The sequence below is a fragment of the Pelagibius litoralis genome (genome assembly GCF_011683915.1).
GTDB lineage: Bacteria > Pseudomonadota > Alphaproteobacteria > Kiloniellales > Kiloniellaceae > Pelagibius > Pelagibius litoralis.
This window is the reverse complement of record NZ_JAAQPH010000030.1, coordinates 22,254-37,548: the sequence shown is the minus strand read 5'-3', so window position 1 is coordinate 37,548 and position 15,295 is coordinate 22,254. Positions and strand designations below refer to the sequence as shown.

Sequence of the window (15,295 nt, the reverse complement as noted above, 5' to 3'; positions counted from 1 at the left end):
TCCTTGGCGGAAGGCCGCTGGGTGTGTTGTGCCGCCGGCGCGTGATGAACCGTTGTTTTGGACTGGCCGTTGCGGCCGGGCGGCAGCGCTGGATGGGAGTGATAGATGAGCCTGCAAACCGACGGAACAGCTGTGTCCGCAGCCGGGGGCGCCCCGCGCCCTGAGGGCCTTGCCGATGACGCCGGCCATGCAGTCAATCCGGCCCAACCTGGTCCCGCCGTTCGGGATTCGGAGCCCGGCCCCCTGGACGCCCCCCTGCTTGTCGTCGCCGAACAGGAAGTCATCATCGCAGAGGGCGCCCTGATCATCCTGGGCCAGGCCGGCGCGGGCCAGGTTCTGACCCAGCCCGGCCCCGGCCAGGTGATTTCGATCCCCACCCGGGGCGGGGCCAACTACGTCATCGGCTTCGATCCGGCGGGCGCGCGGGTGTCGACCGAGGGCAACGACCTGATCCTGAATTTCGATGACAGCGGCGGCCGTCTGGTCTTCAGCGACTTCGCCGACGCCCTCAACAGCGGCGCCGGGCCGACCTTCCAGATCGGCGGCCTGACCCTGGCCGGACAGGCGATCTATGGGCAGGCCCTGGCGCTCACCACCCCCGACCTCAGCCTTGAGGTCGCCGCGGGCGGCGGACCCGGCCCTCTTGGTTCGGGGGGTACCTATGACGACAACCTCGGCACCATCATCGATCTTCTGGCCGGGCAGGGTGTGATCGACGCGACGGCTGGGGATTCCGAGACTGTCGTGATCCCCGAAGACGAAACGGTCGACGATGAGACCCTGCTGCTGCTTCAGGCCGCGGTAGGCCCGGAAGGCGAAGGCGTGCCGCCCAGCCTGCTGGTCAATGAGATCGGGGTTTCCGCCGCCCTGGATATTCCCGCGCTTGGGGATGATGACGCCGACACGGGGAGCGTCGTATCCCTGGCCGCCGAAGAAACCGCAATGCTCTATGACTTCGTGGAGCTGACCAACGCGACCGGCGCCGATACCGTGACCGTGGCGACCAGCCTGGAGATCCTCAATCCCGGCGGCGCGGTGGTCACGCTCGCCTTGCCCGACGGCATCACCATACCGGCGGGCGGCTTTCTGGTGCTCTATCAGGACGCGGCGGCGGGTGACGGCGGCGACGCGACGGTTGTCGGCCGGGTCTTCGATGCCGCCGGTGCCGTGGTCGACGGATTCGAGATTCCCGGCGCGGCGCCCTGGGCGCTGGGCGACGACACCGCTGCGCCTCTCGGCGTGAACCTCGTCTTTGACGCTACGGACTCGCTGGACAGCTTCGCCGCCAACCTGACGACCGCCGAGCTGGGGGTGCTTACGGCGCCGGTCTGGGCGGCGAACGGGCTGGTACCGGCAAACCTGGATCTCGGCTTTGAGACCTTCAACGGTGGCTTCACCAGCGACCACCAGGTTTTTTCCCGTGTCTTCGACCCAGCGGCCGATAGCGACAGCGAAGCCGACTGGACCACCAACGAGACGCCCACGGACGGGCAACTCAATACACTGGACGGGGCGGAGGGCAGCGGCCCGCTGGACCCCAATCCCGCCGATCCGCGGTATGACGACCTGAACCCGGGCCAAATCAACCCGGACCCGATTGCCGGGCAAACCATCCTCGCCGCTGTTGGCGATGCCGGCGAGGTGCTGGAGGGCGGGCCGGGCCCGGACTTCCTGTTCGGCGGCGCCGGCAACGACACGCTCCATGGCGGCACCGAGGCTTTGACGGCGGCGGCCGGTTACGGCGGGGAAGGCGCGTCTTTCAGCGACCACAACGACCTGCTCTCCGGCGAAGCCGGCGACGACCTGTTGTTCGGCGGCGCCGGCGGCGACTACCTGATCGGCGGTGCCGGCAAGGATTCTATCGGGGGCGGCACCGGCGACGACCGCATCTTCGGCTACGCGGCGCCCATCGGCGGTGTCGACGACGATTTCAATCCCGGTAACGGCCGCCAGACCCAGGCCGATCTGATCTCCGGTGACGCGCTGGGCAGCGACGGCGGCGAGGGCGTTCCTGTCTCCTCCGGCGCGCTCCAGCGCGGCGGTGGTGACGACACCATCGACGGCGGCCTTGGTGACGATCTGATCGCCGGCGAGGCGGCGGCCTTTGCCCAGGCTTTTGCTTTCGCCGAAGCGACCAATGAGGATCAAGCCGATCCGGCGGCCTCTGCCGGCAACGACAGTATCGCCGGCTTCGATGGTTACGACAGCATCGCCGGCGAAGCCCTGGCGGTTGCTTTGGCATCGGACGCTGGGGCCAGCGTTGAGAACAGCGCCGATCGGGGTGGTGCTGCGGGCAGCGATACCATCCAAGGCGGCGGCGCGCGCGACGTCATCGCCGGCGAGGCTCTGGCGGAAAGCGGTGCCAATACCAACAGCGTGACGGTCCTGAACACCGCAACGGATGGGCGCGCCGGGAACGACAGCCTGGAGGGTAACAGCGGTTACAACCTGATAGCGGGTGAAGCTATCCTGTCCGGCTCAAGAAGCGCTGATATGGTCGTCGAGAACCAGGCGGATGGATCGACGGCCTTTGCCGGCAACGATACCCTGACCGCGACCGAAGGCAACGACAGCATGGCCGGAGAGGCCTATGCCGCGGCTTTCGGCCTGGAGGTCGATGTCCAGAACACCGCCACCGCCGGCGGCTCCGCCGGCAACGACTCGCTTTTTGCGGGAGACGGCAACAACAAGCTTGCGGGCGAATATCTGTCCATCGGCGACCCCCGTTTTGTCGGCGATATCTTCACGACAAATACGGGAACGGACGGCGCTGCCGGGAACGACACGATCTCCAGCGGGTCCGGGCAGGATGTGATCGCCGGCGAGGTACTGGATGTCGGTCGTTTCGCAGAGACCGAAGCAACCAGTACGGCGAGCGGTGCCGCGGGCCTGGCCGGCAGCGACCGTATCTCTGATGGTGGCGGTAACGACCTCGTCGCCGGCGACAGCTTGGCCAGAAGTGTTGAAGGATCATCGGCTGAGGCGAGCGCCCGCGCGACCGATGGGGGCATTGCTTCCGCAGATCGTATCAGCGGGGGCAGCGGTAACGACAGCATGGCGGGCGATGCCCTGGCCTCTTCGACGCGCGGCACGGCGGCTGTCAGTACGACAAACGACGGTCAGGGCGGTGCTGCGGGCGGTGATACGATCCTGTCCGGAACGGGGGCGGACCTGGTGTCCGGCGACGCCCTGGCCGTCGCCTCCACGACCGCCGATGCCGTGGCGAACAATACCGCCGATGGCCCCGCCTCCGCGGCGGGCAACGACAGCCTGCGCGGGCTCGACGGCTTCGATACCGTCGTCGGTGACGCCCTGGCCGTCGGTGGCGCTGCCGCGACGGCAATGGTCGAGAACACGTCCAGCGGTGCCAGCATCGTGGAGGGTGCCGCCGGTGCGGATACCGTGCGCGGCGATGGCGCCGCCGATACGGTGTCCGGCGACGCCCTGGCCGTGGCGAAGGGTGGTAGCGCACAGGCGACTGTGGTGAATACGGCGGATGGCGGTACAGCGGGCAGCGACCTGGTCGACGGCCAGGGCGGCAACAATCTGGTATCCGGCGACGTCATGGCGGAGGGTGATGCGGCTTCGGTCGCCGAGGTCGAAAACACCGCCGACCCCAATGGTTCGGCCGGCAGCGATACCATCGTCAGCGGAGACGGGCGAGACACGATTGCCGGCGATGCGTTGGTCCGCGGTGGGGGAACGGCGCGGGTGACCAACATTGCCGTGGCGGTGGGTGCGGCGCTGGTAGGCAACGACATCATCGTCAGTGCCAATGGCCAGGATGTGATCTCCGGGGATGCCCTGGCCCTGAACGGCGGCACCGCCGAGGTCGTCAATAGTGCGGCGCCGGGCAGTACCGGCAGTGACAGCATTGCCAGCGGCGGGTCGAAGGACACCATCGCCGGCGATGCGCTGAGCGACGGTGGTATCGCCCGGGTGAGTTATGGCGGCGACGACACCATTGACGGTGGCGCGGCCGGCGACCTGATATCCGGCGATGCGCTGGCGTTGGGCGGCGGGACGACGGAATTGCGCGATGGCGGCGACGACTTGGTCTTTGGCGGTAGCGGCGCCGACACGATTTACGGCGATTCCAATGGCGACGAGACGCTTGGCGGTGACGACTCGCTCTACGGCGGCAGCGATGCAGACTACTTGGCCGGCAATTCCGGCGACGATCTGCTGGTCGGCGGCGAGGGCGACGATACCCTGATCGGTGGCTTGGGGGATGACACCCTGACCGGAGAGGCCGGCGCCGATAGTTTCGTTTTCGGTGGTGTCGGAGGACCGGCGGGGGAGGGGGACGATGTGATCACCGATCTCGCGGCCTCGGAGGATCGCCTGATCTTCGGCGATGTCGGCAACCAGGACGGCGATGGGGATATTGACCTCGACGACCTGCTGATGGCGATCACCGGCGTTGCCGACGGCGGTGCGGGCGCTGACGTTACACTCACCTTTGCCGGTGGCGGTTCCGCGACCTTCGTGGGTGTCGGCACCGGCGCCGTTACCAGCGTGGTCGATCTGGTGAGCGATGCGGCGAGCCAGATCGTGATTGTCTCGTGAGGAAACGACCGCGGGTACGATAGGCCGGCGATGGTCCCCCAGCGGTACCCGGCGCGCTGTCGCGGCTGTCCTCCTGCGCGTTCAAGGGCTGCCGCCAGGCTTCCCGGTCAAGACAATCGGCCTTGGCGACCATCGGGTTTCGGTCGAATTGCCCCATTCGTTGAAACATTCCCATGAGGCCTACGATTAGCGCCGTCGTACGGGAAATGCCCTGCTGAATGCTCGAATGCCGGTGCGGCAGTTCTTGCCATGTATGTCTACTTCGGGGGAGTTGCTTCAGTTTTCCATCAACTTGGTAAATAGCGCGCCCTATTAAGCAATTAAGTGTTCGCGGCAGCCAAATAAGTAAATTGGTGAACGCTATTTTGGGTAGATTCTATAGTTAATAGATCGCGTTAAAGATATTTTTAGATTGACTTGAACCTAACGATCCTTAGGTTCGACGCATAGCAGATCCAGGGGTGGATCACCCGGGCGTTTGGGAAAGCGCCCCCGGGACCAAAGAGGATTTTTGGGCCCGAGTTGCTGGAGTTTTGCTATGTCTGATTCCCTGCTGCCGTCGGTCGCGGCGACCGAATCGAGCGCGCTTGACGCTGCTTCCAACGAAGTTTCCACCCAGATTTCGGTGACAGAAGCGCCCGGCCTTGAGAGCACGGGTGTTGGTACGGCCGCCCTGAAAGGCCAGGCTGTGGCGCCTGTAACGCTGGCGCCCCCGGCCCCCGGTGAAACCCTGGTTGTGGCCCCGCAGGCGGGCGCAATCTATGTCCTCGATTTCATGCCCCAGGACGCCACGGTACAGAGCGATGGCGACAACCTGATCTTCGTCTTCGACGATTCAGGCGATGGCGGCGCCGATCGCCAGATCGTGTTCGAGAACCTGGCCGAGCTGACGGGCGAGGGCGAAGCGCCCACGTTCCAGATCGCCGGCACGTCGTTCTCGACCGATGTCCTTTTCAACCAGGCGCAGGTTCTGGCCGGTGTATCCGATCCGCTGGAGACTGCGATAGGTGAGGATGGCGACGCCCTGGGCGGCGGCGCGACGGCCTACAGTGACAATCTGGGCGATGTTATTGAACTGCTGACTGCACAGGGCGTCATCGCGCCGACGGAACTCCAGTTCGGCCTGGCTGCGGTTGAAGACGACGCCATCTTTCTGGCCGCCGAAGCTGAAGAGGAACTGGTGGTTCCCGACATTCTGATCAACGAGATCGGTGTCAGCCTTTTCCAGGTCGTCGAGGTGCCGCAGCCGGACGGGGGCGTCGATCCGACCGATGGTGTCCGAAGCTTCATCGAACTAAGGAACGTGACGGGAGAGGGGGCGGAAACCGCGGACTTGACCGTACAGATTATCAACCCCGACGGCGAGCTGATAAACCTCGGCATTCCGGGCGGTATCGTCATTCCGGACGGCGGCTTCCTGGTGCTTTCCCAGGTCGCCACGACCGAAGGTGAGTTGTTCATCGAGAACTCGGTCCAGGTCTTTACGGCAGATGGTCTTCTGGTCAGCGAATCCGTCTTTCCCGGCGGAACGCCCTGGAACCTCGGTGCCGATACCACGGAGCCGCTGGCGGTGAACCTGGTCTACGGGTTGGGCGGCGAGGATCAAACCGGTGTCGATACCTTCGCGGCCAATCTCGAGGCTGGCGACCTCGGCCCCCTGGCCAGCCCGAACTTTGCCGCCGTGCCGGGCGAACCCGGCCTTGGGGCACCGCCGGCCGGCTTCGGCTCGCCCCTGCTGAACCTGAACTTCGATACCTTCAACGGGCTGTTCACCGGCAACACGCAGGTCTTCTCGCGCTTCAATGCTGAGGATAGCGACAGCCAGAACGACTGGACGACCAACCAGGTTCCGGCCGACGGCAATTTGAACAACACTGATATAACCGACAGCGGGGCGCTGGTCTTGAGTGGCGCCGCCGGTAATGCGGGTATTATACACGTGAGTGGTTTCGGCGTGGTCACCTTGCTGGTGAGCGAGGCGGACGTCACGGCTGTAACCTTCGAAGCCAATGCCAGCTTCGCCGAAAGCGGAATCGCGGCTGCACCGGATGGAACCATCTATTTCACTGATGCCGTTTCCGGAGATATCCTGCGGCTGCCGCTCGGCGGCCAGGTCGAGGTCTTTGTCGAAGCAGGCGATATCACCGGCATCACCGGGGCGGGGAGCTCTGATCCGGAAGACCTGATCTTTGCACCCGATGGACAGCTATACCTGGTCGACGAGGAAACCAATTCGATCCTTCGGATCGACCCGGCGACGGGCAATGTCTCCTCTCTGACCAGTGAGAATCAGCTCATCGGCTTGGCTCCCTTCAATGCCATCGACAATCTGGGCGGACTCGTCGCCAGTGCCGACGGCACGACCCTCTACCTGGCGGTCGACGGTGATCCCGTTGACGGTATCGTCGCGATTGATGTCGCCACCGGCCTGCCGAGCATTGTGGCAGAGGGCGCGCCCTTCGATGACATTCACAGCTTCATGGCCCTGGCTCCGAACGGGGACCTGATCGTCGCTGACAATGACGGTGCGGGTGAGCTGCTTCATCGCGTCACCCCGGACGGCACCGTAACGACCTTTCTGAGTTCGGCACAGCTGATTGCCGCGACTGGTGGTGGCGTTGACCTGCAAGGAGGCTTCTGGTTCGACGCGGATGGCAACTTCTTCCTGACGGCCCTTCATACCCAGTCTATCTTTGTCTTCATCAACACCGACCCGGTCACGGGTGAAGTTAATGCCAACGGTGTTGAACTGTTTTCAACAGACGACATCATCAATGCCCTTGGCGCGGCCGACCTGCTTGGCGGGGCGGTGAACTTCCCCTTCCCGGTTGAGGCGCCGGGACTTGTCGCGGCCAACAATGCGGACCGGCTGAACGACGACCTGAACCCGCAGCAGGACAATCCCGACCCCTTGGCCGGCCAGAACTACCTGCAGGTTGCCGACCTGGAAGTCGGGGAGATTCTGGAGGGTGCCGGCGGTCCGGACTTTCTGCTCGGCGGTGCCGGCGCGGACAGCCTCTATGGCGGCAGCCAGGACCTGGTTGCCGATCAGGCGGCGAAAGTCGAGGATCAACTGACAGCAATTGCTGGCGGTGCCCTTCCCTCAGAACTTGAGCCCGGCGCCTACTTCAGCGACCACAACGATTTTCTGTTTGGCGATGCCGGCAACGACGCGCTCTACGGCGGTGCCGGCGGCGACCACCTGATCGGTGGGGAGGGTCAGGATTCAGCCGATGGCGGCAGCGGTAACGACCGTATCTTCGGCGACGGCGACCCCGACATCGGCGGCCTGCCGGAGCCGGAGGTCGGTCCCGTCCTCCTGAGCGACTACAATGACGTACTCGCCGGCGATGCCCTCAACAACCTGGACCCGGGCATTGCGGGCTTCGTCTTCGGCGGTGACGACAGCGTCTATGGCGGCCTGGGGGACGACCTGATGGCCGGCGAGGCTTTGGCCACTGGTGAGGACGCCGAGGTCTCCGTAGTCAACGAGGACATCCTTGGGTTCAGCGGTCCGCGCGGCAACGACTACCTGGACGGTGAAGAGGGCGCCAACACCATCGCCGGCGAAGCTCTGGCGATCGGTTCCGGAGAGCTTCTGGCCGAAGCGGACAATAACTCTGAGGACCCCGGGGGTGTCGGCAACGACCAGATCTTGGGTGGTCAAGGTGCGGCCACCCTGGCGGGTGAAGCCCTGGCGTCCGCGGACTCGGGTCTGGCTCAGGCCGAGGCTTCGAACAACGCAACCGCTGGCGCTGCGGGTGAGGATGTTATCTTCGGCAGCGATCAGAGTGACCGCATTGCCGGCGAAGCCCTTGCCGTCAATGACGACGGTGATGCAATCGCCTCGTTGGTGAGTTCGGCGCAGGGCCAGTTCACCAACGTCAGTGGCGATGTGATCACAGGCGGAGACGGCGCCGATACGATCGCCGGCGAGTCTTCGGCGATCACTGTTTCAGGTGCCGCTACTGCCACAGTCGGGCTCAGCAGCAGTTTTGACGGGACTGTCGGCAGTGACGACATCCAAGGTGGCAATGACGAGAGTGGAGGCGCCGGCAACGGCAACATGATCGCCGGTGAAGGTCTCGCGATCTCCGATGATGATGCGGCTTTTGCTGACGCGACCATCTTTGGTGGCCTTGGCGCAGTCGCCGGCGATGACAACATAACCGGTGCCGCTGGGACGGACTCTCTCGCTGGCGAACTGCTGGCATCGGCCGACGCGCTGGCTAGCCTTGGTTTGACAATGGACGCCGTGGACGGATCTGCCGGAAACGACAGCATCGTTGCCGGTGATGACAGCGACGTTCTTGGCGGTGAGGTGATCGCCACAGGCGGCAGCGCCGACGTGACGGTTGCTCTTGGCGGTGAAGAAGACGCCACAGTCGGCGATGACAGCCTGTTTGGCGGCGCCGGGGCGGACTCCCTCGCCGGTGAGATTTTCGTTGATGTCGATGGTGCCTTGACCGGCAGCCTCGCACAGCAATCATTGGCGGCGGGGAACAACTCGGTTGGTTCCGATGAGATCTTCGGTGGTACCGAAGGTGACGACATCGCCGGTGAAGTTCTGGCCGAGGTCGGCGCAGAGTCTGTGTTCAGTCTTTCTAACACCGGCTTAGGCGCCGGCCTTGTCGGCAGTGACAACATCTCCGGCGGTGGTGGAAACAACCTTAACCGGATCGCCGGCGAAGGTCTGGTTGTCGGTGCGCTCGCGCTTACAATCGCGAACTCCGCCGAAGCGGTCGCCGCCTTTGTCGGCAACGACACCATCGTGGCGGGCAACGGCAGCAATACCGTTGCCGGCGAAGGTCTGGGTTTCGAGCTTGACGGCGCTGCAATGACGATCACGAACACTGCCGAGGCCGGTGCCGATGCGGGCGGTGGTGGCGACCCCAACGGTTCCGCCGGTAACGACTCGATCACGCTGGGCAACGGCGGAGACGGTGATGTCGGTAACATCGTTGCGGGCGAGGGTCTGATCGAAGGCGCCGGTGCGCTGACGGTCAATAACGTCAACAACACCGCAGTTCTTGGCGTTGCGGGCAGCGATACCATCACCAGTGGCTCCAACAACGACTGGATCGCCGGTGACGGTCTGGCCACCCAAGGCGGTAATGTGACCGTGAACAACGGTAACGGCGCAGAGGTCGGTGGCGATGACAGCATCGTTGCGGGCGCTGGAGCCGACCTGATCTCCGGCGACGCTATGGTCGTCGACGGCGGCGGTACCGCCACCACCAATGACGGCGGCAGCGATACGATCGAGGGCGGGGCGGGCAATGATCGCATCGCAGGTGACACCCTGGCCCTTGGCGCCGGTAGTGTCGGCAACTCGAACTTCGGCGGGGACGACCTGATCTATGGCGACCGTTCTGACGGCGACGGCGGCGCGGGCGACCTGATCGCCGGCGACCTCCTGGTCTTGGACGGTGCTACCGGCACTTCCGACGGCGGCGGCAACGACGTCATTTACGGCGGGGCCGGCAATGACACGATCTTCGGCGACACCAATGCCACTGATATTGATGGCGGCAACGACACCATCTTTGGCGGCGACGGCGACGATGAAATCTTCGGCAACAGTGGCGATGATGATCTGGACGGCGATGACGGCAACGATACCATCTTCGGAGACGCCGGCAACGATACGCTTCTTGGGGGCGTCGGTGGCGACAGCCTTTTCGGCGGCGACGGCAACGATGAGCTCAATGGCGGCGCTGGCGAAGACTTCCTGGACGGTGGCATCGGCAACGACTCCCTGTTTGGTGGCAGTGGTGCCGATGATCTTCTCGGCGGTGCCGGTAACGATACCCTTAGCGGCGGCAACGGCGTTGACAATCTGAGTGACGGTATAGGTTCGGATCTGATCCGCGGGGGAGGGGATGGCGACATCATCGATCTTGCGGCCGATGGTTCGACAGATACCATCAGCTTCTTCGATATCGACGACGCCGGCGACGTGGTAACGGGTTTCGATGCTGGGGACCCGGCGGCCGGCGGCGATGTCCTCGACCTGATCGAATTGCTGAGCAACAATAGCGACTTCGTTGGGGTTGACCTTGGTGCTGCAATTGGCGGCGGTTACGTTGAGCTCATCGACAACAATGGAAACGCGGAGGTCTATGTCGATCTCGACGGGAACGGTGGGTTGGACGTCCCGGTTCTCCTGGCGACGCTGAACGGCATTGACCTGGGCGCAGATCCGACGGCTCTCGACCTCAATGTCCTGGTCGCTTAAGTCGCGGCAATGCAAAGTTGAAGTGACGACAGTATCAGGTTTGAAAACAGGTCCGGCGGGCAACCGCCGGGCCTTTTTCTTTCGACCTTTCGGGTCATGCGGCTTTGGACTAAGAAAGGATTTTCAGGCAGGTCTCAACGATTTGCTTTACCGGGCGATGAGGGCCGCGGGCCTTGATTTTACCGGCCAGCGCGGTGGCGCGCTCGGCCATGGCGCTGTTTTCGGCGACTTCCTCCAGGATGGCCGGCAGGGCGGCGTCGAGGTCCTTGTTGTTGAGCAGGCGTCCGACGCCCAGGTTGCTCAGGGCATCGCTGCTGAGGCGGGCTTCCATATGGGTCGGCAGGGTCAGTTGCACCCGCCCGCCGCTCAGCGCCGCACAGCAGGTGCCGTTGCCGCCATGGTGGATGATCATGGTGGCGCGGGCGATGATGTCGGTCATCGGTTGGGGTTCGCGATGTACCGTCAATCCAGGGCGGGTGAGGGCCTTGGCCACCTCGTCGGTCATGCCGCGGGCGAAAACCTCGCCGGACATGGAACTGGCGCGCAGGCCTCGCAGAAAGGCCTTCGTCTTCTTGTGCTCCAGGCTGACGTAGGCGAAGAAATGGGGCTTTCCCGGCAGCGCTTGAGGTTGCTGCAGGCCCTCGACCGGGCCGATCACCGGGTCCTGGCGTAAGGTTGTATAGGGGTCCAGTTCCGGCAGGGTGCAGATCAGGCGGCCGGCGGTGCGGAAGGGCTCGGTGACGCTTTGCGGCACGGGCCGTCCGTTCTGTTGCTGGACATACTGCATCACCCGGAGCACATGGGCCGGGTCCACCAGGTGTTTCCGGCCCTTGCGAAAAAACGGAAAGACGTCGCCCTCGGCCGGCGGCAGGGTAAAGCCGTCGGCGACCTGGACGGCCGGGCGTTGCTGGAAACAGGCGAGCAGGCAGACCGGGCTGTGATCGCAGATCACCAGATCGGGGTCCACCTGGTCGATCAATCCGCACCAGGCCAGCATGCCGGCGTGCAGGGTCTGGCGGCGATAGAAGCCGGAGTGGCACATGATATCGAGATAAGTGCCCATGGGAGCCGGGTTCGCTACGCCGGGAATGCGTTGCACCAGATCGGGCACCGGCAGGATGGGGCGCCTTTCCCTGGCCAGCAGGACGGCGTTTTCCTTGATGTTGCGCAGGAAGAAGATGACCTCGTGGCCCTCGGCTTCCAGGGCATGCACCACCGGCATCAGGCGGTGAACATGGCCGTGCCCGGCACCAAGTTCATAGCCGACAAGAATTTTTGCCATCTGTCGTCGGTCCTCTGTTCTCTTCGCTGACGGCCTAGCTCTTGCTCAACATCTTCTGGCAGGCTTCGACGATGTGCTCCATGGGTCGAAAGGGGCCTGCCGCTTCGATTTCCTTGGCGATGATGCCGGCGCGCTCGGTCTTCTTCGGGTCGTTGATGGTTTCTTCCAGCAGGGCCGCCCCGTCGGTCTCCAGTTCCTTGGCGCTGGCCATACGGCCGACACCGATGCGTCCCAGCGCCTGGCTGTTGAGCAGAGTCTCCTCATGGATCGGCAGGGCGAGTTGGATGCGCCCGGCACTGCAGGAGGCCAAGGACATTCCGCTGCCGCCATGGTGTACCGTCATCGTCGCGCGTTTGAGGACCTGATCGATGGGCTGCGGGGTCTTGTAGAACGTCAGCCCGGGCCGCAGGTACTTCTTGGCGGTCTCCTCGGTCATGCCGCGGATGTAGGCCTCCGCCGGCAGCTTGGAGGCTTTGAGGACCTCCAGGAACTTTGGTGTGATCCGGTGCTCGATACCGAGGTAGACGAAAAGCGCGGGCTTCTTGGGCATCGGCATCGGGGCCTGCAGCCCCTCGGTCGGGCCTATAACCGGGTCCTGGCGGAGGTCTTTATAAGGGTCCATGCCGACGAGAGTGCAGACCAGCCGCCCCGCCGTGCGCAGCGGTGCGGTCACGCAGGGCACTTTGGGGCCGCCGAGGCGCGCCTGCACCTCGTTCATCACAGACACCAGATGATCGGTGTCCACCGTCGCCTTTTTCTTTTCCCGGAAAGGCGGAAAAGTGTCGCCCTGTGCCGGTGGAATGGTGAAGCCGGAGCCGACCTGGACGACCGGGATGCGGCCGTAAGCGGCAAAGCAGGTGACCGGACTGTGATCGCAGATGATCAGGTCGGGGCGCAGGTGATCGAACAGGGTTCGCCAGGAAAGGGTGGCGGTAAAGAGGGTGTCCAGCTTGCCGAACCCGCAATAGGTCATGATATCACTATAGGCACCCATGCGCTTGGGCTCGCGCTCCGCCGGGTTCGGCGCTACCAGATCCGGGGTCGGTATGAAGGGGAGGGGGTTCTTCGTGATCTGCGCCCGGCAATCATGAGGGTTGCGCAGGAAGAAGGTCACCTGGTGCCCCTGGGCGGCCAGAGCCTCGGCAACCGGCACCAGACGCCGGTAGTGCCCCAGATTGTCGCCACGTTCATAGCCTATCAGGACTCTTGCCACGGTCTCACTCGTATCCGGTTGACGGGAACTGAAACGACGCCGACCGACTCCGGCCAGCCTGTTGAAGTAGCGCGGCAAAAATAAGCTTTGGTTAACGAAGCCGCAATGATTTCAGCGAGGTAGCGGCTCGCCGTTCAGGCGGCTTGTTTCCAGAGATCCTCAAGCTGGTGGATATGGCGCTTCACACCGGAGCGTTCCGCCAGCTCGAAGCCCCGCTCCCTCAACTCCTGCGGAAAGGGCAGGGAGACGATCTTTGCCGCTTCCTCCACCGTGTCGAAGACGAAGCCGCAATCAAGCCGCTCCGCATCAGCTACGAAGTCCTCTGTGCCGATCCGGCGGAAACCGTTCGCCGGACCTCGAGTTTTCTCGGCCTCGATCCGTCTGAAGACCGGGTGATTGACACGGTGCCGCCGATCCTGCGGCAGAGCGATCCGCAAAAGGCCGGATGGCAGGCGCGCTATCTGGAAGAGGTCGCCAAGCGCGCCTGAAACCACTCTGCCCTAACCGCGCGCGGGCTTGCCTGTCGAAGTCTTGCTCTTGCGGGGTGTGGCCCGGGAATTACGCGACTTCGGCTTCGCTTTGGGCTTGGCCTTGCTTTTCGCGGCTACCTTGGTCTTTGCGCTTGCGGCAGTGGAGCCTGAGGGCCTGGCCGCCGCCCGGTAGCTCGGCTTGCCGGGCTTGCTGCCGGCAACCGGGCGCTTGCCGGCAACCAGGTTTTCGATCAGCTTCAACTGCTCTTTCAGGCACTTCTCAAGATCGTAGTTTTGCAGAACGGTCGCCCGCGCCTTCTTGCGGATGGCCGCCATGCGGTCCTTGTGGCCCAGCACTTCGTCGACCCGGTTGGCGATCGCCTCGTGGTCGTAGAAGTCGAACAGCAGGCCGTTGACGCCGTCCTTGATGACCTCGGTCACCGGGGGCGTGGCGGAAGCCAGAACCAGGCACTCCGACGACATGGACTCCAGCATCGACCAGGAAAGGACAAAGGGGAAGGTGAGGTATACGTGAACGGCCGAAACCTGAATGACCTGCAGATAGGTCGAATAGGGGACCCGGCCGAGGAAGAAGACACGGCTCAGATCCAGGTCGACTTCCTGCAACAGTTTGTTGCGATAGGTTTCGCCGTTCGGCAAAGCCCGGCCGTAGCTCACCTCGTCGCCGCCGACGATGATGATCTTTGCTTGGGGCCGGCGTTTCAGGATTTGCTCGGCGGCGCGCATGAACTGCGGGAATCCGCGATAGGGTTCCAGGTTGCGGACGACGAAGGTGATGACTTCCTCACCCTGGCGCAGCGTCGTGACGGCACCGTCGGTGTTCTTGATCTCTAAGCTGGCGTCGGGATTGGCCTTGCATACTGCGGTGTCGATACCGTCGTGAATCACCGAGATCTTGTGGCGATACTCTTCGGGATACTGTCCATACTGCCAGAGCGTGGGCGCCATGCCGGCATCGGCGGCTTCCAGGCCCATGAACTGGACGATGTTCTTCGTGCGGATCCGGCAGTGGGTGTCCAGGGTAGTCGGAACGTCCGGATCGAAGCCGACATCGGCGCCGACTGCGTGGTAGTAGAACTCGAAGAAGTTCAGCAGCGGCGTATCTGGAAAGACATCCTTGAGGTAGAGCGTTTCGCCCCAACCGGGATGACCGATGATAATGTCGGGAACAAAGCCCTTGCTCTTCAGCTCCAGCGCCTTGCGGGCCACTTCCTGGCCGTGGAGGATGCCGCGCTCGGCCTCGCGAATGTAGCGATGCGTCGATTCCGCCGGTTCCCGGTTGGGCTTGTAGATCACCTTGTGAATATTGGGGAGCTCGATCCCCTCACGTTTGGTGATAAAGACGACCGTGTTGTCCTTATCCGCAGCGAGCCTCTGGCAGATGTGCTTGTACTGCCCGGGCATATTCTGGTGGACGAAGAGATATTTCATAGCTTTGGGCCTTCCCGTTGCCCGATTCTGTAGGGATACGGCAGTGAAAACCTATACAAGTTCCATCAGAT

6 protein-coding genes are annotated in these 15,295 nt (G+C 63.7%); 3 read left to right on the top strand and 3 right to left on the bottom strand.

Annotated elements, in window-relative coordinates; translation table 11 throughout:
• Positions 1–105: 105 nt before the first annotated feature.
• Both HBA54_RS25870 and HBA54_RS29535 read left to right on the top strand, forming a co-directional pair.
• Positions 106–4,569 carry a beta strand repeat-containing protein gene (locus HBA54_RS25870; RefSeq protein ID WP_167230646.1) on the top strand — a complete coding sequence of 1,488 codons (4,464 nt, stop codon included), beginning with the start codon at positions 106–108 and terminating at the stop codon, positions 4,567–4,569.
• A gap of 538 nt (positions 4,570–5,107) precedes the next feature.
• Positions 5,108–10,807 (top strand): beta strand repeat-containing protein, encoded by a 5,700-nt coding sequence (locus HBA54_RS29535; RefSeq protein ID WP_167230643.1) that lies wholly within the window; start codon positions 5,108–5,110, stop codon positions 10,805–10,807.
• A 109-nt stretch (positions 10,808–10,916) separates the two neighbouring features.
• Here HBA54_RS29535 and HBA54_RS25860 read toward each other — a convergent pair whose 3' ends face one another.
• Complete coding sequence (locus tag HBA54_RS25860; RefSeq protein ID WP_167230640.1) at positions 10,917–12,089, bottom strand: glycosyltransferase; 1,173 nt, start codon at positions 12,087–12,089, stop codon at positions 10,917–10,919.
• A gap of 34 nt (positions 12,090–12,123) precedes the next feature.
• A complete protein-coding gene (locus HBA54_RS25855) occupies positions 12,124–13,302 on the bottom strand; it encodes a nucleotide disphospho-sugar-binding domain-containing protein (RefSeq protein WP_167230637.1) in 1,179 nt (392 codons plus the stop codon).
• A 173-nt stretch (positions 13,303–13,475) separates the two neighbouring features.
• Between HBA54_RS25855 and HBA54_RS29965 the strand changes: the two genes are divergently transcribed.
• Positions 13,476–13,790: a Stf0 family sulfotransferase gene (locus HBA54_RS29965; protein WP_167230634.1), complete on the top strand. Its 315-nt coding sequence runs from the start codon at positions 13,476–13,478 to the stop codon at positions 13,788–13,790.
• A gap of 12 nt (positions 13,791–13,802) precedes the next feature.
• Here HBA54_RS29965 and HBA54_RS25845 read toward each other — a convergent pair whose 3' ends face one another.
• A complete protein-coding gene (locus tag HBA54_RS25845; RefSeq protein WP_167230631.1) occupies positions 13,803–15,224 on the bottom strand; it encodes a glycosyltransferase family 4 protein in 1,422 nt (473 codons plus the stop codon).
• Positions 15,225–15,295 lie beyond the last annotated feature (71 nt).